We start from the raw sequence: 23,640 nt of genomic DNA, 5'->3' as shown, positions 1-23,640 counted from the left end.
CAGCACCAGCGGATAAGGTCCAAGAAATCACTTGGGCAATCAATACCGATTTAGTGACGGGTAAAGAGGTCGCTACACCGCAAGCCATCTATCAATCAGTCGATACACCAAAACTAGGAACAACGAGTGACACAGAAGGAAATCAACGGTCCTATATACCAGATGAAACAAAGGTAGCGGAACAGGCTATTGCGCCAACGACTGATTTGACTTCATTGGTAAATAGTGATGTTACAGTCACGTATAATACAGCAATCGCTGGTAAAGGAATCCAAGTTTATACAAAAGCAGCAGTTCCACCTGCAGTCTTTGTTGAAGAGTCTCCAACCAATCAAGATGGATCAGTTGTATCACTTACAAAAACCAATGTGCCAACTAAACCAATCATTGACCAATCTAACAATCAGAAAAAGGATATAGCTAAACATCTTCAAGAAAAACAAGCTGTTGTTTCTCTTCTAGCTGTCTCGACACAAAAAGGATCGTCAAAAGGGAACAAGACCTTAGCGAATGAAACTGTAAAAACAAACAGTAACTTAACGAATACAACTTTAAAAGCGAACAGTACCTTAGTGAATATTCCTCTCAAGACGAATGAAGCTAGTCAGGAAAAAAGTTATCCTAAAACAGGTGAAACAAAATCAAATCTATCGTTGATTGGGATTCTTACTGTTGGTTTATCTAGCCTTATGTTTCTTAGCAAAAAAAGAAAATCGGAAGATTAACCACAAGGATTAGAAGCAATCAAGCGTCAATGAATGTATGAGGATATGATAAAAGTATATAGCCTCTCTAATAAGCCGGAAATCACGAGAATTGTGAATGGAATTCTTGGGATTTTCGGCTTATTTCCAAATTGATTGTTTCTGTTTCTAATCATTTATAAGGATTGAATGGAAGAAGTAGAAATTATTTTTTCTTTTGTACTCGTGCATGTTCATTTCGTTTGTTCTGTAAAAGTATAAACAAATGCTCAATAACTGTGGATTTTCTTGTGAGCAATAGAAAAGAATGATCACAAGAAGTGCGTAGTCCATCTAAAAATGAATAAGATCGAATGCCATTTTAGCAAAAATGAAGGTGTAGGTATGTATTTATGGAATCTAAATATAGAGAAATTTTTGGTTCAATTAAAGAATGACAAAGCAGTCAGAAATGTTTTTCCATGTAGCTTTCCGCAAACAGATAGACTAGTAGCACTTTACAAGCATTACGCTGAAGAAGCCCAAGCAATTGTTGATTGTGACCCAGTGGCTGATGATTTCCTACCTACTGTAAAGAAATTATTAGACTTAGATGCGCGCCTAAATTATCTTCTTGTTGAGATGTTAACTGCATCAGTTGACGACACATACTCGGAAGTAATGGAAGAGTTTGAGCGATATTATCAATCAGGCTACTTGGAATTGAATCTTTCACTACCTTTTACGAAATATTGTTTGATTTATTCACTTCAAATAATCTGATTCAACTGAAAAATTGAAAAAATATCCTTTTTGTATGGACGAATTGTGTAAAAATTGATAAATTCATAGTATAAGCAGAAATCTAAAACGGCAGAAGTAAGTTGGAAGTCTTTATCCTAACAAATGTCACATGATGACAGCTTTGGATAATTATGCATGTACATAAAAGTAGCTTTCTTCTATCAAATCGATCCTCTCGCTAAACGAAGCAAAGTGGAGGGATTGTCTGCGAGTATCAGCAAGAATCAGTGATTTGTCAAAAAACTCAATTGTACTCAAGATTGGAGTGTTTGGATGTTTGGGTTAGATAAAAAAACAATTTTGAAAAGGAACATCGTGGATATTTTAGATATGGAACTGCAACCAGTCTCTTCCAGAGAGCTTCGGCAAAAAATCGGGGAAGGTTCTTCAGCGTTGATCTTAGATACATGCAAAGAAATCCAAGAGACTTTTTCAAATGTTTATCCAGACGGGCGAGTAAAACTTTTGATAGAAAAAAATGGAATCACTTTACTACGAACAAACTCTAGCTTGCAGTATTTTTTTGAGGCGTTATTTTCTCAAGATTTGTCCTATCAAATTATCAAGACACTTATTGTTCATCGTATATTTCATACCGATGATTTCTGTTTCCAAAATGGGATAAGCTTGTCCACATTAAGAAGAAAGATACAAATGATCAACCAATCATTGTCGAATTATAGGATTCATATCACGGTGTCAAATAGGACAAGTTTTGTTGGTGCAGAGATTGATATAAGAAATATGACTAACCTGTTTTTATTAGGCATCCATAGGCAGTTTTCAAGGATTCCTTGGGTTGCAAACAAGTCTTTCACACTAGATCTGGCGGAAGATATCCTGGAAAGATTAGCTATCCCTCACTTTGATATCCAGGTGGAAGAACTTGCTATTTGGCTGTTTTGTATCAATCTCTCACGCTCACATAATCAAGAATTGCAATTGGATGAATACCAAGCATCGATTCTTGAAACAATGGAGTTCCCTGAACAGCCCGAGAGTCTTTTCAGTTGGTCACAATTGGATTGGCACTTTTTATACGTAGTCATCTGCACCTCCGATATGTATGAGGTTCCTATAACGATCCAGACATTTGAAAATACCCGATTGGAGGCATTCTACCATAAGATTTCGGACGGATGGCTTGAAACGTTTGAGGAATACTTTAAAATACTTGACGAAAGTGAACAGGAATGTGCTAAGCAAAAAATTTATCAGCAGTTCATGCAAGGGGTATTTGTTCCCCAAATAGATGATTTGTTCACGTTGACAAATAGCTTTAATATGAATACCTTCAAAAAGCTATTTCCCTGTTATGCTACTGTTTTTGCGGATTTTTGGGCATCATTTTTGGAAAAAACGAATTTAAATAAGGTCGGAAATAATTATTTTCGTCACAAAAGTTTATTGCTATGTTTATCGATCTGCTCAACAGAAGAGATCTTACCAGAATTGAAGTTATTCCTGTATTCAGACAGAGATCAACTATACAATCATTATTTAAAGAACCGCGTGAAATCGATATTGAGAAGTGATTATAAAATCGATTTTGTGGAAAATGCTACTGATGCGCGTTTTATTTTGTCCACTGTACCAATTGGACATGAAAAATTTGATCTTCAAAAGGTTTTGCTCATTAAATCCCCGATTAGAGATGCGGATATCAGGGAGATAAGAAAACTTATAAAAATGTAATTGGAAATCTCAGAGAGGGATGACCTATAATGATGTATTTATGGGACTTGGACATTAAAGAATATTTAGAAGAACTAAAGAAAAATGATAAAATCAAAGGAACATTTCCTTGTGAGATACTCCCACAAGTGGAAAATCAATTGATTGAATTGTATCAATCCTATGCCATGGAGGCTCAGGCAATAAATAAGAACAAAACATCTATCTATGGAATTGCCAATAAGACAAAGGAATTAGTAGATCTGGATGCACGTTTGTACTATCTTATAATCGAGATATTGGTTTCCGAGAAGGAGCGGACCTATGCAGGGGTGATTGAAGAATTTGAAAAATACTATAAAACCGAATACTTAGAAATCGATCCAGATATTCCCTTTACAAAACTACGTTTGATCCACTGAATAGATATTCAAGAGCAGACTAGATACATTTCTATGATTTATTTTTAAAATATCGACAAGTTTTTGATAGTTATAACTGCGTTTGTGCTAGGTCCTCATGATTTTTCAAGAATGGAGGGCAGTTATTGTAGTATTTACCTAACGAAAGGAATTTTAAGTATGCAGTCTAAATATGAGGAAAAACAGGCCTACGAAAATTTTATTAGAGAATTAGGGATTGTACCGAATCACAATTTTATCGCAGTATCAAAAGGGCTGAACCCAATCTTTTTTACATATGCGAAAGGTAGTGCTTTTTACGAATTTTTTATCTCAAGAAGATACTTGTTGCTCTTTAATCCATCTGAATTGATCCTAAAAAAAGAGGATCAACCAACGCCCCTCATCGTTACACATGAAGCTGTTTTGGATTTCAAAGCAAGAGAACTGCCCCTAACAAGTTATCATTGCATCAGTTTTAGGGTATTGAAGAAAAAATACTATTTCTACATTGATGCTGATGACGTCTTTTCCTTAGGTGATTTTTCCTATTCAAGCTACAACTACTATTCATTACTTGAAAAGAATTTTTATGGACTGCAAAAATAATAGTTATTTGAGACTGATTTAAAAATAAGTAGTGCTTATAATAAAACGGGAACTATATCATTATGCTAGAAAAAATGAATTTTGTTCTAAGATTTTTCTTTGCCTTGACTCTAAAACATGGATGTATCTAAGAAAAGAAACCATTTAATCAAATGGGTAGAAGAATTGTGTTATCACTAATTGACAGATAGACGAAAGGTTTTTAATTTTTGGAAAAGAGGATGTGGCAAGAGTCAAGTCACATCTTTTTTTATAACCGATATTTCCATGTAGGAAGATGCGTGGAAAGTAAGACGAGAGTCCACTAAAATCCAAGAAATAATTACAAAAAATATCTCTTTCTTGAAGCTGAACACTGTGAATCGGAAACTGTGTGAATTTTATTTGCATCATTTGTTTTTATATAGTAACATTTATTTTAAATGTGTTACTATATAAAAACAAAAGAGGTGGAATATGAAAACAAAAAATGGTGGCTACTTGACGTTGAAAATCCACTTATTGAACGCTCGCTTGTTTAATCGGTATTTATTAATGGATGGGCGAGCACTTTATAACGCGGAGCAAGGAAAGATTTTATCCGCTTTATGGGATAAGCATCCACAAACTGCGAGTGAATTGGCTCAAGTAACTGGTTTAGCGAACAGCAGCCTATCAATAATGTTGAAACGTTTGGAGGAAAAAAAGTTAATAAAGAGTTTTCTTTCAAAGGAGGATAAACGCAAGAAAGTGATTGAGCTTACTGCATTAGGCTTAGAGCAGGAAGCGATTGGAAATGAAATCAGCGATCGATTGAGTGAAGTTTTTTACCAAGATTTTTCGGATGAAGAGATCAGTGAAGTGGAACATCTTTTGGAACGTATCTTGAGAAACCTTGAAAACGAATCTGCGAAATTTCCTAGAAAATAAAAGAGGCGAATAACTATGAATGATTATCCAAAGGCGATAGAAGTAAGAGGCGGAAATGTCAATAATCTAAAAAATATTGATATCGATATCCCATTAAATCAATTTGTTGCAATCTCAGGCCCATCAGGCTCAGGCAAAAGTTCCTTAGCTATGCATATTTTATATGCGGAAGGCTCAAGACGGTATTTAGAAGCTTTATCTACCTATACTAGACGTCGTATCCATCAAACCAAACGTTCTAGTGTACAGGAAGTCAGACATATTCCGTCTGCTATTGCACTTAGTCAGCGTCCAAATACGCCATCTGAACGTTCTACGGTGGGTTCGATGAGTGAAGTTTTCAATATTGTCCGACTTATTTTTTCGAGGTTAGGGACAACATATTGCCCTAATGGACACAAAATTGAGCCTAGTTTGGAAATTGCTCAAGCGATGGATCTTTCCGGTGAACGAATGGGTGTGATTACTTGTCCAACATGTGCCATTCAGTTTATGGCGAAATCTGCGGAAGATTTTTCGTTCAACTCTACGGGAGCTTGTCCTACTTGTCATGGTACAGGGAAAGTACAGGAGTTAGATCATGATAAGATTATTGCGGATGAAAATCTGACACTAGCCGATGGCGCTATTGCTTCTTGGCGGTTACCTGGAAGGAACTTTATGCCTACGGTCGTAGCCAAATTAGGTGTCAGGACCGATATTCCTTACAAAGATTTGACTGAGAAGGAAAAAGAGGTTGTCTTACATGGTCAAAAACAAAAAGTAGCAGTCGATTTTCCAACTTCTACTGGGCGGGTGTTCAGCACTGAAAACACTTTATATGAAAATGCGTATGAGGCTGTGTTTGCGTCCCAAAAATCTGTCAAAAGTGATCGGGCATTAGCTAAGATCAATTCTTTTTTCCATTTTTCGACATGCCCGACTTGTCAAGGCACTCGTTTGAATCCTGAACTATTGAAGCAAACAACTGGTGGCTTAAATATTGCTCAAGTAGCTGAGCTGACTTTAGGTGAGTTACAAAATTGGGAGAAAAAGACAAAAGAAACGTTACCTAAAGAAATTCAAAATATGGCAACGATCTTATTTAAAAATCTAACAGATACGCTGAAGCCGTTACTTGATCTAGGATTAGACTATCTTACCTTATCACGCAACGGGAATACACTCTCTACGGGTGAGCTACAACGTATCCAATTAGCTAAAACATTACGAACAGAAACTACTGGCGTGCTTTACGTATTAGATGAACCTTCGATCGGGTTACATCCGGATAATATCAAGGGGTTGGTTGCCATTTTTCGACAATTGATTGCCCAAGGAAATTCATTAGTTGTGGTCGACCATGATGCAAGTATTATTAGTCAAGCGGACTGGATCATTGAGATAGGTCCTGGAGCAGGGGAAAACGGAGGACAAATTGTCGCACAAGGGACACCACGGGATATCGTCTCTGATCCTAATTCTCTGATTGGACCGTTTATTACTGGAAAAGCAGATATTTTGCACACGAAAGTAGAAACACAAATAACTAGTGAGACAACTCTGCAAGTGAATAAGTATTTCAATCTTAAGAATCTTTCAATCAAGATTCCAACGAATCAAATAACGGCTGTTACAGGATTTTCTGGAGCAGGAAAAACAAGTCTTATTCTGGATAGTCTAGTAGTGGCGATTTCTGCAAAGCAACACCAAGAAAAGCTCCCTTCTCATATCCGTAAATTAGATACACCGTTAAAAGAAGTAGTCAGTATCGATGCAAAACCTATTGGCAAAAATACACGCTCAACGATAGCTACGTATACGACGATCATGAATAATCTTCGTCAGCTATTTTCTGAATTACCAGTTTCCCGAGAAAAAGGCTATGGAATCGCTCATTTCTCTTATAACAATAAAGAAGGTGCATGTCCTACGTGTGGGGGACTTGGGAATATCGTGCTTGATATCCAATACTTGCCTGATATGGAAGAACCATGTCCTACTTGCAATGGCAAACGGTATAAAAAGGAGATACAGGAAGTGCAGTGGCAAGGCTACAGTATCGTTGATATTTTAGATTTATCAGTAGAGGAAGCACTTCAGGTATTTAAGAATGAACCGAAGATTTTAAAAGAATTGACGATCTTAGACGAAATAGGGTTACCGTATCTCCATCTTGGAGAAAGCACGCCTAGTCTTTCAGGAGGTGAAGCACAGCGATTGAAGCTGGCAAAACATCTCAATAAAAAACGTGCTGAAACGCTATTTGTCTTTGATGAACCTTCGATCGGACTCCATCCAAGTGATGTCCAAGTGTTTCTGGGCGTGATCAATAAGCTCAAAGCACAAGGTGCAACGATCATTATGATTAGCCATGATCTTGATCTGATCACGAACGCAGATTATTTGATTGATCTAGGACCAAAAGGTGGGGATCAAGGTGGCCAAATAATGGCACAGGGAAATCCATTCGAATTGGTTCGGTCAGCTAAAAAGAGTTTGACTTTGGATTATCTTAGAGAACATATTGAAACATATCGATTATAGATTCAAATAAGGACAGGATGAAGAGAAGAAAGTTTAGCACTGAGGAGGGAATTCAAATGCCACAAACATCACTTTTTGATCAGGAAAACGAGCGGACTGCGCCTTTAGCTAGCCGTGTTCGGCCAACGAGTTTAGATGACTTCGTGGGCCAAAGCCATCTGGTGGGTGAAGGAAAATTCCTTAGAGAGATGATCGATAACGACCAAGTGCCATCAATGATTTTTTGGGGACCACCAGGTGTGGGAAAAACCACCTTAGCAGAGATCATTGCTCAAAAAACACAGTCAACGTTTATTACATTTAGTGCAGTAATGAATGGGATCAAAGAGATTCGCAAAATCATGGATGAAGCAGAAGAAAACCGGCAACTAGGCGAACGGACCATTGTTTTCATCGATGAAATCCATCGCTTTAATAAAGCACAACAAGATGCTTTTTTGCCCTATGTTGAGAAGGGAAGTATCGTCTTGATCGGTGCAACAACAGAAAATCCTTCTTTTGAAGTCAATTCAGCGTTGCTTTCACGGCTACGTGTGTTTATCCTGAATCAGCTGACAGAAAAGGATATAGTGACACTTTTACGTCAAGTCATCACAGCACCACGCGCTTTTCCAGGTTTGACTATCCAGATAGAGGATGAGTTATTAAAGCAAATTGCGGTTTACTCAAATGGCGATGCTAGAACAGCACTGAATACGCTGGAAATGTTAGTCATCAACAGTGATATAACAGATAAAAAAACAACCATATCTGGAGGATTGCTCGATCAATTGCTTGATAAGAAAACAGCTTATTATGATAAAAATGGTGAGGAGCATTACAATATCATTTCAGCCCTGCATAAATCCATGCGTAATAGTGACGTTGACTCGGCGATTTATTGGCTTGGGAGAATGATTGATGGTGGCGAAGACCCGATCTATATTGCCAGACGGCTGATCCGTTTTGCAAGTGAAGATATCGGTCTAGCTGATAATAATGCACTTAATTTAGCTGTGAATGTATTTCAAGCCTGCCGTTATATCGGACTTCCCGAATGTGATGTGCATCTTACGCAATGTGTGATCTATTTGTCATTGGCACCAAAGTCGAATGCCACTTACAAAGCAAGGTTAGCAGTAAAAGAAGATATCAAACAAACGATAAGTGAGCCTGTTCCATTGCACCTTCGCAACGCAGCAACGAAATTAATGAAAGAAGTCGGATACGGTAAAGGGTACAAATTGGCACATCATTATGAGGAAAAACTCACCACTATGAGTACTCGTCCGGAAAGTATCGCTGATCATAAATATTACAAGCCGACAGAGCAAGGAAATGAAGCGAAAATAGCTAAAAGATTGGATTACATTGAGGAATGGAAGAAAAACCATGATAGTGAGCCTATCTAATGCGTGAGAGTTGTATCAACAAAGTTATGTTGGATAACTCTAATAGGAAAAGCCCCTTTTAACACAAGATGATGGTTATCTCGTGCTGGAAGGGATTTTCTTGATTGTTTTTTAAGTAAGGAACAATGAGGTTTTACTTTTAGAAGTTAGACTTGCCTGTTCTATGAGCAACTTATGAAAGGATCTTTCTTCATAAAGAGAAAACGCATTCTTTTAATTTGGAGAAACAGGGTATAATCGAAGAAAAAGTGATTTCTTTCGTAGAAAGGTGGATATGTAAAAATGCAAACGTTCTTAACGAAAACTTCTGTGAAAAAAGTAGTTTTACTTGATTATCTGTTGGAAAAAGATGACTGGTCAACAATCAAAGAATTACAAAAAAAACTCAAAGTTACAGACAAATCTATTTTACATTACATCGAAGAGTTGACAGAATTGTTCCAGAACTATGATGGGATACACTTGCTGAATGATGAAAACAAACGATTTCGAGTGAAAAAGGAAGAAGACTTTCCAATTTATACGATTTACTTATATTTTTATAAAGCTTCCTATAATTATCAATTGATTGATTTCATGTACCGCCAACCTGAAAAATCACTAAAGGATTTTGCGGAAGAGCAATTTACGAGTATCTCAACAGTATTTCGTTACGCTAAGTTGCTTACGCCTTATTTTCAGCGGTACCAGATTGGCTTTCAACCATATAAGTTGCACTTGAATGCTAAAGAACAAGAGATTCGTTGCTTTTACTATTATTTTTATTGGAACTCCACTCGTGAAAATAGGGATAGCTGGCCCTTTGACACGGAATTGAGTAGGATAGAGAAATATATAAAAGATTTTGAGAATGTTTACCATCTTTCATTGGAACCGCTACAACAAAGGATTTTTTCTTACTGGCTAGCGATAATTTTGGAAAGAAGCAATGTAGCGAGTGTCACAATCGATACTCACACGCAGGCAGTGATCGATCGTGATCCGCATTTTTTACAGTTGAAAAAATGGCAGAGAGAATCTGCTTTGAGGTTAGCAGTAAACGAAGTGTATTTTCTTTATCAGATCATCTATTCTTTTGGGATTATCGATGGGAATGCACGTTATGAAAACAGTTATGCCATAGCACATCAGGAGATGCTGACCTGTTCTTATCGAGCAGTAGAGAATTTGGCAGTGGCTTTAAAGCAGAATTTTCATTTTGAACTAGCAGTCACTGATCCAGAATTGCTGTTCAATTTTATTGCTTTTCATGAGCGCAGTCGGCTTTTCTATGGAAATACCGATCTCTTTTTTAATCGATCCTATCGAAAAGAAGTACAAGCAGAGAAACCGAAAAACTACAGCCTCGTTGAATCACTTCACGACACATTAAAACAGCAAGCGGACCCTGACCTAGCGAGTGTATTAGAAAATTGGGAACAATTATTTTTAAATTACTACTTTATATTAGATTATTATGATTTATTTTTAAGTAAATATCCGCCATTGAAAGTGTTGATCCAAGATGACTTGCATCATACACATCGTTTGTGGCTGATGAATAAAATCAATGCCTATTTCGGTCATTCTTACACGTTTGCTTTTTATGATTATAAAACAAAAGTGTCAGAAGTGGACCTGGTTGTGTCGAATTATTATTTCAACACAGGAGAAACGCCGTTAGTTTTAATGAAAAATATCCCGACAGAGCGCAATTGGCGCCAGTTTGGGGAGCTGGTTTATCATTTGACGAACCAAAAAGAGTTCGAGACAAAAGTCGTTTAGGTCTGAGAAATTGAAAAGAAGCTGGCACAGAAGTGTTTCTTGCTTCTGCTCTCGCTGTTTATTCGAGAGTCTGTAGCAAACCTGATTTTTAGATTTGTCTTACATTTTTTTTTGGAAGAAAAACGTTCAATTTTTTTCCGGATCTTGGAAAAATGACGAACTAGAAAAAAATATGTGTCCATGTAAGAATTGTCCTAGGTCAAATTAGACTGATTATTATCTAGGAGGAAGAATAAAATGAAAAAAATGATGGTTACGACCGCAGCACTTAGTTTATTGGCTATGAGTGCAACAAGTATGTCAGTATTTGCTGATGAACCTATGGAAGCAAAAAACAAAACAGATGTTACTTTGACAGCTGGATCAGGGAAAGATGTCGATCCAATAGTTCCAGATGACACACATGATGATCATCCAAACACGGACAATGTTGGAGCGTTGTCGATCCCATATGCATCGAATATCACATTTGGGCAACAAGAAATCAAGCAGGGAGATACGGATTACTTCGCATTGAACAAAAAACCTCATGTCCAAGTAAATGATACTCGTGGGGGCGCAAAAGGTTGGAAGCTAGGGGTATCGATCTCACCTTTTGTCGGTGAAAATGGTAAAGAGTTGACAGGTGCTAAAATGTCCCTTATGAAAGGTAAAATCGTAACAAAAAACAATCAATCAACACCCCCAGAATTAGCTGGCGATGTGTTTGAATTGAATGGGAAATACCAAGATGTGATGCAAGCGAAAGAAGGTCAAGGGGCTGGGGCATTCGCGGTAGTCTTTGAAGGGAAAGATGGGCAAAATGAGAACGTCAAGCTTCATGTACCACGAGCAGGAGTAGAAGCGCAAAGCTACACAGCAAACCTTACATGGGTGTTGACTGATGCCCCAGCATAAAGTATCAGGAGGATGGGGAAAAACATTTCCCCTCTTTTTTATTTGTTCGCTTTACTTTATGCTGTTTGCTTTGCCTGCTCAAGTTTTTGCTACAGCCGATAAACAGGCGAACAACATTTCCTTTGATGCCCAAGCCGTTTTACCAGAGAACCAGCAATCCGATGCAAGTTATTATGATTTGAAGGTCCAACCAGGCGTAACACAGGACTTGATCCTTAAATTACGTAATACAAGTACAGATCAAGTTAAGGTGATCGTCGAGGGGAATAATGCTGCAACGAATCAAAATGGGGCAATCGATTATTCCGATCCTGACGCCAAGTTGCTTGGTGGTCCAACCTTTAAAGAGCTGATTTCAGGACCACAAACGATTGTGCTAAAACCTGAAGAAGAGCGGGATGTCCATTTTCAATTAAAGATACCTGCGGAAGGTTTTGATGGAACAGTTCTAGGCGGTTTTTATTGCTATGAAGATGCAAAGGAACAAGAGAAAAGTAGTGAAGGATTTAGTTTGAAAAATAAATTTGCGTATACGATTGGGGTCAAGCTTAACTGTTCAGACAAAGAGATCCAGCCAGAAATCGCATTGAAAAAAGTGAAGCCAGGGCTAGATAACGGATACTTGACAGTATTTGCGGATTTGGAAAATCTACAGCCAGTTCTGATGAGTAAGGTAGACATGCATGCGACGGTTACTAAAAAGGGAGAAAAGGATGTATTGAAAGTACTGGATAAGAAAATCTCTTTTGCGCCACGAACCAAGTTTTGCATGCCTATCAGTTGGGACAATGAACCGCTAAAAAAAGGCAAATATGAATTAACGATACATGTAAAAAATGATGCCGGTAAGAAATGGCAGTTTCGAAAAGATTTCGAAATCAAAGGTACGGACGAGAAATTGAACAAGCAAGCCGTGGAAGTCAAAGAAGAACAAACACATAATGCACCGTTCGTTCTGATAAGTCTTGTATTTTTAGGGATCATTCTTGGCTTGATCGCGTATATTTACAAATTAAAACGGAATAAATGATAGAGCGGAGGAGGAAAATGAAAAAAGCGATTACTCTTTTTCTGTTGATGCTATTGTTTAGTATCTCCATACCAGTGTCAGCGGTTGAACAAGCAAACAATGAAGTAGGTATCACGTTTTATCAACCTACGAACAAAAATCAAACGATCCCAATGGAAAGAGTGACAATAGAAAATCCAAAAAAGAATGAGCGACAGGCGAGTAGGATCTCAGCAGATGTAGGTTCCAAAATATATCCCAAAACAAATGAAGCAAAACCTTTTTTATTTGCTGGAGTTGGAATGTTGGTATTACTCCTGATGGTCTTCCTTTCTTTTTTGAAAAATAAACATATACATGGTGAGATGCCAGATGGGAAACTGTAGCCATGATTTGGCAACTCAATAAAGGAGTTTTAACATGAAAAATTTTTCAGGAACAAAATATCTTTTATCGATCGTCTTAGTATTCGGTCTAACAAGTAGTTTCCTTTATAAAGCCGAAGTGGGATTCTCTGAAGAAAAAAAAGCTTCTTATGACCGTTCAACGATTGTCAGCCAGTCAACGACTGAGACAGATGAACCAAGTCAACAGACGAAAGAAGATACATCTATGGATAATACGCAGTCGGCTAGCACTTCTTTTTCAGGGGAAGAAAATACGGTTCAAAGTGCGGAAGAACTTCTACCAAGGACAGATACATCTTCGACTGAAAAACAAAAAGGTCAGGAAGATACACCAGAAACTAAACGTGCTAGTAGCCAAGAAGTAGCAAAGGTCAGCACCTATAATGCGTTCAAAGCGGCTTTGTTAGATTCAAATGTGCAAACCATTTCTTTAGAAAAAGACATCAAATTAGTAGAATCATTTAATTTTGTCGGGGGTAAAAAGATTTGCGGGAATGGTCAGACGATCGATGTGAATTTTCAAAGCATCGGAGTGGCTCAAAACAATGCAGTTTGTACGATTGAAGAGGTACATCTGATCAATCAACCGATATATCCACTTTTCTGGTCTGAATTTCCAGGAGTAACAGTCAATTATCGGAATGTGACTTCTTCTGGCTACCAATTCATCTATCTAGCTGCTGGCACGGCCAATCTGGAAGGAACCATTGAGGCAACTGCCCAGTTAGAAGAAGTCTTTCAAGGAAAAAAGCTTACCATAAAAGAGAACGCTGATGTGCACTTTAAAGATACCGCAAGCGCAATTGCAATCAATACTGGTGATGGTTTAACTGTTGAAGACAAAGCGAACTTGTCTGTTGATGCGAAAGGATTAGGGTTATTTATGTACAATCCTACCGGTAAAATCGATTTGCATGGAAAAGTGATCATTGATTCTGCTACAGATTCTGCAATTCGAGGCGGAGCAGCTAATGGTACGTTGGTGGTACAACCCAATGCTGAATTGGAGGCCCATTCAAAAATAACAGATGAAGAGGCGATCCTACTGTATAACGGCTCTGTCATCGTAAAAAGTAATGGTACTTTAGTTACAACATCGGAAGGACTGCAAGCTACGCTTCAAACAGGTAAACAATTAGAGATAGAAGAAGGAGCCAATTTTCTGGTTGCAAATAGAAAAGGAAGCGCTTTGGGGGCGTGGGAACTGCAAACTGCAGTAGCTCTTTCCTCTTCTCAAGGAGTAAGTACCTGGAAAGTTGGGCAGACCGAGGCAGAAGAACCAGATGCTGCGTATCAAGGACCACTTTCAGCAAGTTTTAAATTGGATACATTTACGACTGCTCAACATACTATGGAATTGACAACGAATGATCCTACATTCAAGGAACAATTTGATTCAGGGAAAGTTGGGAAAATCACTGGTGGTTGCTTCGCAAAAAATACTGAAATGACACCAACGACTATCGAAGCACTGACTACAGAGAGTACACAAGTGAGTGGAAATGCTGAGCCAGGCGCAACGATCGACATCAAAGTGGACGACAAGGTGATCGCTAACGGTACTGTTGATCCAAATGGAAAGTATCAACTACCGATCCCAAACCAAAAAGAGGGAACCATAGTGGTTGCGGTTGCGAAGCGAAAAAATTTGAGTGCCGAAGCTAGCACAGTCGTTCAATATGCTGGTCCACGTATTGAACTACCTGAGAATCTTACTTTCGATGTACAGGAAATTCCTGCTTCAGATAGACTTGTCAATTTGGCGAATGCGCAGGAAATCAATGTTTCCGACAATAGCCAAAAGCAAAAAATAAAATGGACATTGCTAGTGCGTGAAGAGCAGCCACTAAAAAACAAAACAAATGGAGAACTTGCCAATCGTCTAAGCATCTCTGCGCAAGATCACTTGATCCAGATCACTGCGGCGAATCAGCCAGTTTTGGAAGGAACAGGTTCCGCTCAGCTGAAACTCGCCGACTGTATGGGACTCACTTTACATCCTACCGATAAGACGGGTTCATATGAAGGTACATTGACTTGGACGTTTATGAATGGCCCGCAATAAAAGCATCTAGTATAGAACTTGAAGTAGAGAAAAGACTTGTCTGCTATTGAGTAATCAAAAGTAGCGATTTGCTCATTGCGTTTACAGGAGGCAACCGGGGTAGTCAAGGTATGAAACGAATGTTTTTAATAAGATATTTGTTTTAATTTAGTCTGTTACAGAAATTACATGGGGAAAGTCAGTCACCGTAAAATTTCGGGGTGTCCTAGTCCGTTAGCATCTTCTTTTTACGTACTTTTTAATGGTAATGGATCACCAAGAAGGAAAAATATAAGGAAAAGGCGAAATTAAAATCGCTGATCGATAAAAAAATAATCTTTGATGATACTCATAGAGTAGAGGTCGGGACAGAAGTATTTTACTCCGAGAAAGTAGAAGGGATCTACAAAAATCGTTTTTCAAACTTTTGTGAATCTCGACTTATTTTTCATAGGAGTTGCTTTTGCTCTCGACTTTTATTCGTATTTCGAGAGTTCGGGATAGAAGTCGTTTAGGTTTTAGAAATTGGAGAGAAAAACGAACAATACGCTTTTTGTATTGCTCGTTTTTCTTTTTTTGAAATTTCCGAAAAACCTGATTTTTGGACACCGTTTATTCGAGAGTCTGTAAAAAAAACTGATATTTAGATTTGTCCCACATTATTCTTCTCTGATTCATTCTTAGAAGTGGTACGATCTGTCGAAAACTTCTCCTATTGTGGCGATGTTTCCTGAAGAAAGCTACTAACGAGTGGGTTTCAAAAAACTGGTACAGTTTTTGCTTGTTTAATGAATGAAACGTATTTTGGGAGGAAAAACAGCTATGAAGGAAATCGCTAAGTACCAATTTGCTGAAACAACGATCATCTATTATAAAAATTCTGTTGGGGGTTGTGAGTGGATAATTGTTCCAACAGCAAAATTAGAAGCTGTTCAGTTGCCAAATCGTCTAAAAGAAGATTCGATTATCCAAGTCAAACTACGTTAGGATGATTATCCAAAAGGGTTTGTCACTGGAAGTACGATGCGCAATAGCGAAACTGTTAAAGGCTTGGTTTATGAGACACAAAAAGTTTATGAGTTTGAAGAGAATCGAGTGGAGATCATCACTCGATTGAGAGATGCCCATCATAACTGTTATGAACATATCTTGAGTGGTGATAAAGAAAAAAATGTTTTTGAGACTTCTGTGAGATTTATCAATGAGTCAGGTAGAAATCAAACATTGGAAATGGTCAGTAGTTTCTCATTGTCTAATTTGTCTCCTTTCAACACTCGGAATAAAGCAGGCAATCTTTTGATGACACGTTATCGGAGCAAATGGAGTTTTGAAGGACGCAAAGAAAAGAATCCTATCGAAGAATACCAGTTGGAGCCGTCATGGAAACCATCAGGAGTAGGATTAGAAAAATTTGGTCAGATCGGTTCCATGCCTGTCAGAAATTATTTTCCAACTGCCGCTATTACCGATGTCAAAGAGAATGTCACTTGGGGAATCCGATTGGCTCATCCGGGATCATGGCAAGGAGAATTTTATCGGCTAGATGAAGATCTATGTTTCTCAGGAGGATTAGCAGATCATGATTATGGGGATTGGACAAAAACGGTGGCGCCAGGTGAATCTTATCGCACACCCTCGGCTTTTCTAACTGTTTGTATCGGTTCTGAAGAAAAATGTGGCAATCAATTCAATAAGTATTTTTCCGATTTAGTTTCAAACAATCAGCATGAAACGGAAGAGTCATTGGCGGTCATGTTCAATGAGTTTTGTACGACTTGGGGAAAACCGTCTGAAAAATCTGTCACAGAGGCTATTCCTATTCTCAAACAACATGATCTAGATTACTACATTATTGATTGTGGCTGGTACGCCGATGCAATCAAAGGTTGGGAAAAGAATATGGGGGACTGGCTTCCAAATCCGCAGCAATTCCCAAATGGAGTGAAGCCTGTGATCGATAAGATTCGTGATGCGGGGATGGTCCCTGGTATTTGGTTTGAAATCGAGACAGTCGGGCGAGATGCTACTGCATTTAGCTTAGTGGATCATCTATTAAAAAAAGAAGGAGTTGTCATCACTACAGGCGATCGCCGTTTTTGGAATATGAATGATCCTTGGGTGATCAACTATTTATCGGAACGAGTCATCGATTTTTTGAAAGAAAGTGAAGTTGGCTATCTGAAAATCGATTACAATGATAATTTTGGTATTGGTTTTGATGGGGAAGAATCGTTGGGTGAAGAAAACCGAAAACAATTAGAAGGGACACAGCGATTTATAGACAAGATCCAGAGAGAATTACCAGATTTGATTATTGAAAACTGTTCATCTGGCGGCCATCGTTTAGAACCTTCGATGATGAGGCGAACAGATCTTTCTTCCTTTTCTGACGCCCATGAGGCAGTGTGTTTGCCGATCATTGGTGCAAACATGCACGAATTGATCCCACCCCGTCAAAATTTGATGTGGGCTGTTCTGCGAAAGGAAGATCCAATTGAGCGGATCTACTACTCGATGACCGCTAACTTTTTAGGTCGGATATGTCTCTCAGGAGATATTACCGAGCTATCAGATTTTCAGTGGAGAGCAGTGGATGAGGGAATCGGATTTTATCGAAAAGTAAAAGATATCATAAAATCAGGGAATAGTCGTCGATTCGGTAAGTCAGTATTATCTTATCGTGATCCTAAAGGTGAACAAGCAGTTTTGCGGTATTCTGATGATGGTACCGAGGCATTATTAGTAGTTCACGGGTTCGAAATGTCGAGAGAAATCAGCATTGAAACAGAAGCAAGATATGAGATCATCGATAGGTATGGAGCAACAGTAGCTTTGGATCAGTCAGAGAAAGGATTTCGATGTTGCTTTACAGAGGATTTTCAAGGTGCTGCATTTTATTTAAAAAAGGTGGGAGAGTAAAAAATGATCCATTTTCAAAAAGAAACACAACAATTTGATTTGATCTCGGAAAATTCTCAATTGTCTTTGGGTGTCTTACCAAGCGGTCATTTGGCAACTTACTATTACGGTGAGAAAGTGGGAACGGTAGATTTAAGTTATGTAGTAAAAGAGATCAAACGTGCAAGTTATATGGCTGATACGGATTGTATAAAAGATTTTAAACTGGAGCAGATTCCTCTTGCCTATCCTGCATATGGGAATCCAGATATGCGGACACCAGCAGTCCAACTGATTTTAGCGGATGGAACTAGAATCACTAATCTACGCTACTTAGATCATCGAATCAGTGAGAAACAGCCGATTCCTGGACTGCCTTCCTGTCAGCATGAAACTGCTGAGATGTTGACGATACGACTGGTGGACCAAGAAAATAACCTTAGAGTTTCTTTATTGATCAGTGTCTTTCCGCAACATGATGTTTTCACACAAAACATCCAAATCGAAAATCTAGGTAGTACACCAATTACTATTGATCGTTGTATGAGCGGAAGTTTAGATTTTCTTTCAGACAAGTATGATTTATTGACTTTAGGTGGTGCATGGGGACGAGAAGCCCATCAAAATAGACGAAGGTTGGTTCAAGGATTTCAAGGGGTAGATAGTAAACGTGGAGCTAGTGGGCATGGTCAAAATCCTTTTATCGCGTTATTAGATCAAGAAGTCGATGAAAACCATGGCTCAATATATAGTATGAATCTAGTGTACAGTGGCAATTTCTTGGCATTAGCAGATGTCGACATGCATCAAAATACTCGTTTACAAATTGGGATAAATCCTTTTGAGTTCTCTTGGAAGCTAGATGCTAAAGAAATCTTTCATACGCCAGAAGTTGTGATGGTCGAAGCGCAACAAGGATTGAATCAGTTATCCGCTCGTTATCATAAATTTTACACAGAGTGTTTGATTCCCAAAAAATTTGCAAAAAAGACACGTCCGATATTGATGAATAATTGGGAAGCTACGTATTTCGACTTTGATAAAGAAACGATTTTAGCCTTAGCGGCAGAAGGAAAAAAGCTTGGAATGGAGCTGTTTGTGTTAGACGACGGTTGGTTTGGTCAACGAAATGACGACACTTCTTCATTAGGTGATTGGCAACCAAATGTAGAAAAGTTAGGAGGAACGTTGGAACAATTGATTGCAGCAATCAATCAAATAGGGATGGCATTCGGTTTATGGGTCGAGCCAGAAATGGTTTCACCCAATAGTCGGCTATATCAAAAACATCCTGATTGGATCATTCGAGTGACAAATCAAGAACCGCAACAAGTGCGCCACCAATATGTGCTGGATCTATCCCGTAAAGAAGTCCAAGATTATCTAATTACTACATTGACCAATCTTTTGACGGAAAACAATATTTCTTATATCAAGTGGGATATGAATCGAAATATCACTGACTCTGGAAGCTCTTCTTTGGAAAGGGAACAACAAAAAGAGTTAGCCCATCGCTATATTTTAGGACTGTATCGCGTACTTGACGAGATCACTAAACGCTTTCCTGATGTTCTATTGGAAAGTTGCGCTGGTGGCGGGGGACGTTTTGATCCGGGGATGTTAGCCTATAGCCCGCAAATATGGACTTCCGATGATACGGATGCTATCGAACGCTTAGAGATTCAAAAAGGTACCGTACTGATTTATCCTCAAGCATCTATGAGTTGTCATGTATCGGCAGTTCCCAATCATCAAGTAGGTCGGATCACGACTTTGAAAACTCGCGGGATTGTGGCACAACAAGGAAATTTTGGCTATGAGCTCAATTTGTTAGAACTATCAGAAAAAGAAAAAGCAGACATTCAGCAGCAGATCACAGAATACAAGACCATTCGAGAAACGATGCAACTTGGAGAGTTTCGACAACTGCAAGTCTATGATAACAGGAATGAATATGCTTGGTTACAGCAAAAAAATGATCAGGTGATCGTTAGTCATGTGTTTGTCCAAGCACATGGAAATACAGTTCCTAAAAGGCTAAAACTCAGTGGGGTGCAACCAGATCGATACTATTTGTCTGCTGACGATGGAAAAATGATTTCAGGTAAAGAATTAATGCACATTGGACTAAGCCTACCTGTTCCGACGCACGATTATTTTGCCACTCGTTGGTGTTTCACACAAGTTCCAGATAGATAAGATGGAAGCTTGAACAAAAGTGCTTCACTCCGAAAAATAAGAAACGCTTCACGGCAATTGCTTTTCAAATCATGGTGGATCTCCGCTTTTTTCGCAAGAGTAGTTCTGCTTTCGCTTATTCATGTTTAGAATATGGATAAAAAGCCCCTTATCTGATGTGTCCGATGAATCCCGACACATTCTGAAAGTAGCGGAGAGTTCTTGGTAGAATAAAGATTTGTTTTTTTGGCATAATTATTGCTTATTTAAAAATGACAATGGAAAGGAAGATGATTATGGCAAAAAAATATTATTTGATTTCGCATGGCGAATACGCAAAAGGGCTAAAAAGTGCTCTTGAGATGATAGCAGGACCACAAGAAAGTGTCCAATCTTTTTGTTTGATGTCAGGATGTAATCCGAATGATCTGATTAGCGAGTTAATGAATACTTTTGATGAAAAGGATGAAGTTGTGATTTTGGGAGACATGGCTGGTGGTAGTATGTGCAATGCCGCAATGCGCCTAAGTCTATTGCCTAATGTGGTATTAGTTTCAGGAATCAATTTACCATTGGCTATGGAAATTGTCTTAACTAAAGCGACAAAAAAAGGAGTGATTGATTCGATCATTCTCAATGTTCGTCAAAGTATAAAAATATTATCTTTGGAGATAGGGAATAACGATAGCCCGGAAGATGATCTGTTTGTGTGAAAAAACTTGAAATAATGGGCTACAGCTAACTGCTGATTTCTAAAGGTATTCATCACACTTATTCATAAAAGTGACAAGAGGTGAAACTATGACAGTACAATCAGATATTTTAGATTTGATCAAAGAACGATTTGTTAACGAAGCAGTAACTGCATCAATGATTGCTGAACTGAAAGGTCTAAGCCGCAATACAGTTAGCCACCATTTGAATCGTTTAGTTGACGAAAACTTTCTGATCAAAATGAAAGAAAAACCAACAAGATTTCGATTGAACGATCCAAAAAAACGACAAGATGCTTTTAACATTATCGGCTATGAAGGCTCTATGCGGGAAATCATCAAGCAATGTAAGGCAGCAGTTACTTACCCTAAAGGACTTCCCATTATTTTAAATGGTCCTAGCGGTACTGGAAAAAGCTTCATTGCGAAAGTGATTCATGCGTATGCAAAAGAAACGGGTCATATTGCAGCGAATGCCCCTTTTTGTGTATTAAACTGCGCAGATTATGCGAATAATCCTGAACTACTTTCGTCTGTTTTGTTCGGTCATATCAAAGGCGCATTTACTGGAGCAGAAAAAGAGAAACGAGGGTTGCTTGACGAGGCGGATGGTGGGTATCTATTTCTCGATGAAGTGCATAATCTATCAGCAGAAAATCAAGAAAAATTATTTATTTTAATTGATTCTGGACGTTTTCGCCGTTTGGGAGATAATGAAAGTTGGATCAAGACAAACGTTCGACTGGTCATGGCTACTACGGAAGATCCGCGCTCATCGATGTTGACGACTTTTCGCCGACGCATTCCCTATGAAGTAGTTCTGCCTAAGTATTTAGATCGTCCTTATAATGAGCGATTAGATTTAGTAAAAAACTTCTTTATGTCAGAGTGTAAGGCAATACAACGAAAAATCATGGTAGATAATGTTTTATTAGAACACTTAGCGCGTACAGACTATGATGGAAATGTCGGTGAATTAAAAAATAAGATAAAGGTTCTAGTTGCTAACGAGTTACCAAATTGTCAAGTGGGAGATATAAAGATTCCTATTGATATGGGCAGTCATTTTAGTATTTTTGATCCTGAATCACAAACTAGTGTGGGGAAATATTTGTCAACGAAAAATGATGATCTACACGATAGATTAGCAAAAATCAAGACGTTTTCACAGTTGGTGAAACATTCAGATGAAATCGGTTATTTAGCTGAAGAGATCTGTAACAAAAACAAAGAAACCGAGGAACGTATTGATTTTTTATCCTCAAGTTATGGTGGATTTTGTTCAATGACAAGAGAATACTTCAGAATGTTTGGCTACCTTCCAGAAAATCAGATGATACAACAATTAAAAAAAATCATGATGTTTTTTATAGATTTTGGCTATGAAATGAAGCAGCTACCGTTAACGACAACAACTGAAAAGGTAGAGTATCGGAAATATAGTCAGATGGCTCGAGGATTTGTACAAAAACTTTTTTATCAGCACCCACTTATGGAGCAGTTTAGTACATTGACTGCTGCCTATCTCTCTACCCATTTCCCTATTGAAACTAAAATCAATGCGGTAGTCATCATGCATGGTAAGAATAATGCAGCCACTGTAGCAGCTACCGCTAATGAAATGATCGGTAATTTTGTCTTTGACTATTTTGATATGCCTCTTACAGTAAATACAGGTGAAATCATCAAAAAAATCGTAAATTATTCGCGCCAAATTGACACGAATCTAGGTTTAGTGATTTTAGTTGATATGGGTTCGTTGGAAAAAATTTATCGAGATATATCAGGTAACGTTATTGGTGATCTGATCGTAATGAATAATACGTCTACAGCACTAGCAACCGAAGTCGGTATGAAGTTACTGCAGAATACGTCAATCAAGGAACTAGAGAAAATGGATATGGCATCTTTTGCTGTAAATAAAAAGTATTTTGAAGGCGTTTCACAAAAACCGAATATTTTAGTAGCATGTATGTCTGGTGAAGGAATCGCTGTAAAAATCAGAGATATTTTAGTCCAATATATTTCTGAAAAAGTTGATGTAATTACGATTGACTATAACCTACTAAAAGAAAAAGTAAAAAAAACAGATGAAGTTTTCTTTAAAAATACTATATCCATCTTAACGACGCCGAAAATGGATAGTGAGGATCTACCGGTTATTTCAATCGAAGAAATCATTGGGAATCAAAGTGCTTTGGATGGACTGAGCACCTATATCCCTGCTGAAAATACAAAAAATATAATGACTGATATTTTAAAGTTTTTTACTATTGAAGGAGCTGCTTCACGTTTATCTTTTTTGAATCCAGAAAGAGTGATCAATGAAGTCGGGGAGGTCATTGATTCTTATGAAGAATACTATAAGTTAGAATTTCCAAATTTTGTACGAATCAATCTTTTTTTGCATCTTTCATCGATGATTGAAAGAATACTGAAATATGGTGAATCTCAAGAGGAATCAGGGTTTACTCCCCCAAAAACAGTAGAATTTCAAAGCTTTTGTGATTTTTCAGATTTGGTTTTTCAGTCTATCAAAGAAAAATATAATATCCTTATCCCTGTAACCGAATATGGACTAGTTTATCAATTGGTTCAACAATCAATGAAAGAATAGAAGTGTCCGATTGAAATTGGACACTTTTTTTGTCCAAAAATACTTATGTACCAAGGATTTTAATTTCTGAAGATTGGCATGGTTATTGCTAGTAATAAAGTGAAACAAATAATTTG

18 protein-coding genes are annotated in these 23,640 nt (G+C 38.0%); all 18 read left to right on the top strand.

Annotation, left to right across the window (positions count from 1 at the left end; translation table 11 throughout):
- Positions 1-725, top strand: a 725-nt coding sequence (locus FGQ66_RS04675) for an LPXTG cell wall anchor domain-containing protein (protein ID WP_171024566.1), incomplete at its 5' end; no start/stop codon positions are given.
- 318 nt (positions 726-1,043) lie between these two features.
- Positions 1,044-1,466: a beta/alpha barrel domain-containing protein gene (locus FGQ66_RS04670; RefSeq protein ID WP_138301864.1), complete on the top strand. Its 423-nt coding sequence runs from the start codon at positions 1,044-1,046 to the stop codon at positions 1,464-1,466.
- Positions 1,467-1,760: 294 nt separating this feature from the next.
- Entirely contained in the window at positions 1,761-3,182 is a 1,422-nt protein-coding gene (locus tag FGQ66_RS04665) for a helix-turn-helix domain-containing protein (protein WP_138301862.1), read from the top strand.
- A gap of 29 nt (positions 3,183-3,211) precedes the next feature.
- Positions 3,212-3,583 carry a hypothetical protein gene (locus FGQ66_RS04660; RefSeq protein WP_113845683.1) on the top strand — a complete coding sequence of 124 codons (372 nt, stop codon included), beginning with the start codon at positions 3,212-3,214 and terminating at the stop codon, positions 3,581-3,583.
- 159 nt (positions 3,584-3,742) lie between these two features.
- Entirely contained in the window at positions 3,743-4,171 is a 429-nt protein-coding gene (locus FGQ66_RS04655) for a hypothetical protein (RefSeq protein ID WP_138301860.1), read from the top strand.
- A gap of 456 nt (positions 4,172-4,627) precedes the next feature.
- Positions 4,628-5,080, top strand: a complete 453-nt coding sequence (locus FGQ66_RS04650) for a MarR family winged helix-turn-helix transcriptional regulator (protein ID WP_113845681.1) — start codon at positions 4,628-4,630, stop codon at positions 5,078-5,080.
- Positions 5,081-5,095: 15 nt separating this feature from the next.
- Complete coding sequence (locus tag FGQ66_RS04645) at positions 5,096-7,606, top strand: ATP-binding cassette domain-containing protein (RefSeq protein WP_138301858.1); 2,511 nt, start codon at positions 5,096-5,098, stop codon at positions 7,604-7,606.
- 56 nt (positions 7,607-7,662) lie between these two features.
- Positions 7,663-8,997: a replication-associated recombination protein A gene (locus FGQ66_RS04640; RefSeq protein WP_138301856.1), complete on the top strand. Its 1,335-nt coding sequence runs from the start codon at positions 7,663-7,665 to the stop codon at positions 8,995-8,997.
- Between the two features lie 282 nt (positions 8,998-9,279).
- Positions 9,280-10,761, top strand: coding sequence for an AcpB/EbpR/MafR family transcriptional regulator (locus tag FGQ66_RS04635; RefSeq protein ID WP_138301854.1), 1,482 nt, complete (start codon positions 9,280-9,282; stop codon positions 10,759-10,761).
- 237 nt (positions 10,762-10,998) lie between these two features.
- Positions 10,999-11,658, top strand: a complete 660-nt coding sequence (locus FGQ66_RS04630; protein WP_113845676.1) for a WxL domain-containing protein — start codon at positions 10,999-11,001, stop codon at positions 11,656-11,658.
- A complete protein-coding gene (locus FGQ66_RS04625) occupies positions 11,645-12,688 on the top strand; it encodes a WxLIP family cell surface protein (protein WP_138301852.1) in 1,044 nt (347 codons plus the stop codon). The genes FGQ66_RS04630 and FGQ66_RS04625 overlap by 14 nt, the downstream gene beginning before the upstream one ends.
- 17 nt (positions 12,689-12,705) lie before the next feature.
- The gene (locus tag FGQ66_RS04620) at positions 12,706-13,053 is read left to right on the top strand and encodes an EF2685/EF0750 family sortase-dependent surface protein (protein ID WP_138301849.1); all 348 of its coding nucleotides are present in this window, start codon (positions 12,706-12,708) and stop codon (positions 13,051-13,053) included.
- 34 nt (positions 13,054-13,087) lie between these two features.
- Positions 13,088-15,139 (top strand): pectate lyase-like adhesive domain-containing protein, encoded by a 2,052-nt coding sequence (locus FGQ66_RS04615; RefSeq protein WP_138301847.1) that lies wholly within the window; start codon positions 13,088-13,090, stop codon positions 15,137-15,139.
- Between the two features lie 771 nt (positions 15,140-15,910).
- Positions 15,911-16,105 (top strand): hypothetical protein, encoded by a 195-nt coding sequence (locus FGQ66_RS15120; protein ID WP_171024565.1) that lies wholly within the window; start codon positions 15,911-15,913, stop codon positions 16,103-16,105.
- Positions 16,106-16,141: 36 nt separating this feature from the next.
- Positions 16,142-18,037, top strand: a complete 1,896-nt coding sequence (locus FGQ66_RS04610) for a glycoside hydrolase family 36 protein (RefSeq protein ID WP_138301846.1) — start codon at positions 16,142-16,144, stop codon at positions 18,035-18,037.
- 3 nt (positions 18,038-18,040) lie between these two features.
- The gene (locus FGQ66_RS04605; RefSeq protein ID WP_138301844.1) at positions 18,041-20,215 is read left to right on the top strand and encodes an alpha-galactosidase; all 2,175 of its coding nucleotides are present in this window, start codon (positions 18,041-18,043) and stop codon (positions 20,213-20,215) included.
- 275 nt (positions 20,216-20,490) lie between these two features.
- Positions 20,491-20,907: a PTS sugar transporter subunit IIA gene (locus FGQ66_RS04600; RefSeq protein ID WP_230315247.1), complete on the top strand. Its 417-nt coding sequence runs from the start codon at positions 20,491-20,493 to the stop codon at positions 20,905-20,907.
- An 88-nt stretch (positions 20,908-20,995) separates the two neighbouring features.
- Positions 20,996-23,524, top strand: coding sequence for a sigma 54-interacting transcriptional regulator (locus tag FGQ66_RS04595; RefSeq protein ID WP_138301842.1), 2,529 nt, complete (start codon positions 20,996-20,998; stop codon positions 23,522-23,524).
- Positions 23,525-23,640 lie beyond the last annotated feature (116 nt).

Origin of the sequence: Enterococcus sp. BSD2780061688st2 D3 (assembly GCF_005844145.1) — a bacterium.
GTDB classification, from domain to species: domain Bacteria; phylum Bacillota; class Bacilli; order Lactobacillales; family Enterococcaceae; genus Enterococcus_B; species Enterococcus_B durans.
Note: the sequence above shows the minus strand (reverse complement) of the source record. Positions and strands in the feature narration are given on the sequence as shown.

Bases quoted from the DNA above. Each gene is read 5' to 3' on its own strand.
- FGQ66_RS04670 (WP_138301864.1), top strand. From the start codon at position 1,044: ATGAATAAGATCGAATGCCATTTTAGCAAAAATGAAGGTGTAGGTATG.
- FGQ66_RS04665 (WP_138301862.1), top strand. From the start codon at position 1,761: ATGTTTGGGTTAGATAAAAAAACAATTTTGAAAAGGAACATCGTGGAT.
- FGQ66_RS04660 (WP_113845683.1), top strand. From the start codon at position 3,212: ATGATGTATTTATGGGACTTGGACATTAAAGAATATTTAGAAGAACTA.
- FGQ66_RS04655 (WP_138301860.1), top strand. From the start codon at position 3,743: ATGCAGTCTAAATATGAGGAAAAACAGGCCTACGAAAATTTTATTAGA.
- FGQ66_RS04650 (WP_113845681.1), top strand. From the start codon at position 4,628: ATGAAAACAAAAAATGGTGGCTACTTGACGTTGAAAATCCACTTATTG.
- FGQ66_RS04645 (WP_138301858.1), top strand. From the start codon at position 5,096: ATGAATGATTATCCAAAGGCGATAGAAGTAAGAGGCGGAAATGTCAAT.
- FGQ66_RS04640 (WP_138301856.1), top strand. From the start codon at position 7,663: ATGCCACAAACATCACTTTTTGATCAGGAAAACGAGCGGACTGCGCCT.
- FGQ66_RS04635 (WP_138301854.1), top strand. From the start codon at position 9,280: ATGCAAACGTTCTTAACGAAAACTTCTGTGAAAAAAGTAGTTTTACTT.
- FGQ66_RS04630 (WP_113845676.1), top strand. From the start codon at position 10,999: ATGAAAAAAATGATGGTTACGACCGCAGCACTTAGTTTATTGGCTATG.
- FGQ66_RS04625 (WP_138301852.1), top strand. From the start codon at position 11,645: ATGCCCCAGCATAAAGTATCAGGAGGATGGGGAAAAACATTTCCCCTC.
- FGQ66_RS04620 (WP_138301849.1), top strand. From the start codon at position 12,706: ATGAAAAAAGCGATTACTCTTTTTCTGTTGATGCTATTGTTTAGTATC.
- FGQ66_RS04615 (WP_138301847.1), top strand. From the start codon at position 13,088: ATGAAAAATTTTTCAGGAACAAAATATCTTTTATCGATCGTCTTAGTA.
- FGQ66_RS15120 (WP_171024565.1), top strand. From the start codon at position 15,911: ATGAAACGTATTTTGGGAGGAAAAACAGCTATGAAGGAAATCGCTAAG.
- FGQ66_RS04610 (WP_138301846.1), top strand. From the start codon at position 16,142: ATGCGCAATAGCGAAACTGTTAAAGGCTTGGTTTATGAGACACAAAAA.
- FGQ66_RS04605 (WP_138301844.1), top strand. From the start codon at position 18,041: ATGATCCATTTTCAAAAAGAAACACAACAATTTGATTTGATCTCGGAA.
- FGQ66_RS04600 (WP_230315247.1), top strand. From the start codon at position 20,491: ATGGCAAAAAAATATTATTTGATTTCGCATGGCGAATACGCAAAAGGG.
- FGQ66_RS04595 (WP_138301842.1), top strand. From the start codon at position 20,996: ATGACAGTACAATCAGATATTTTAGATTTGATCAAAGAACGATTTGTT.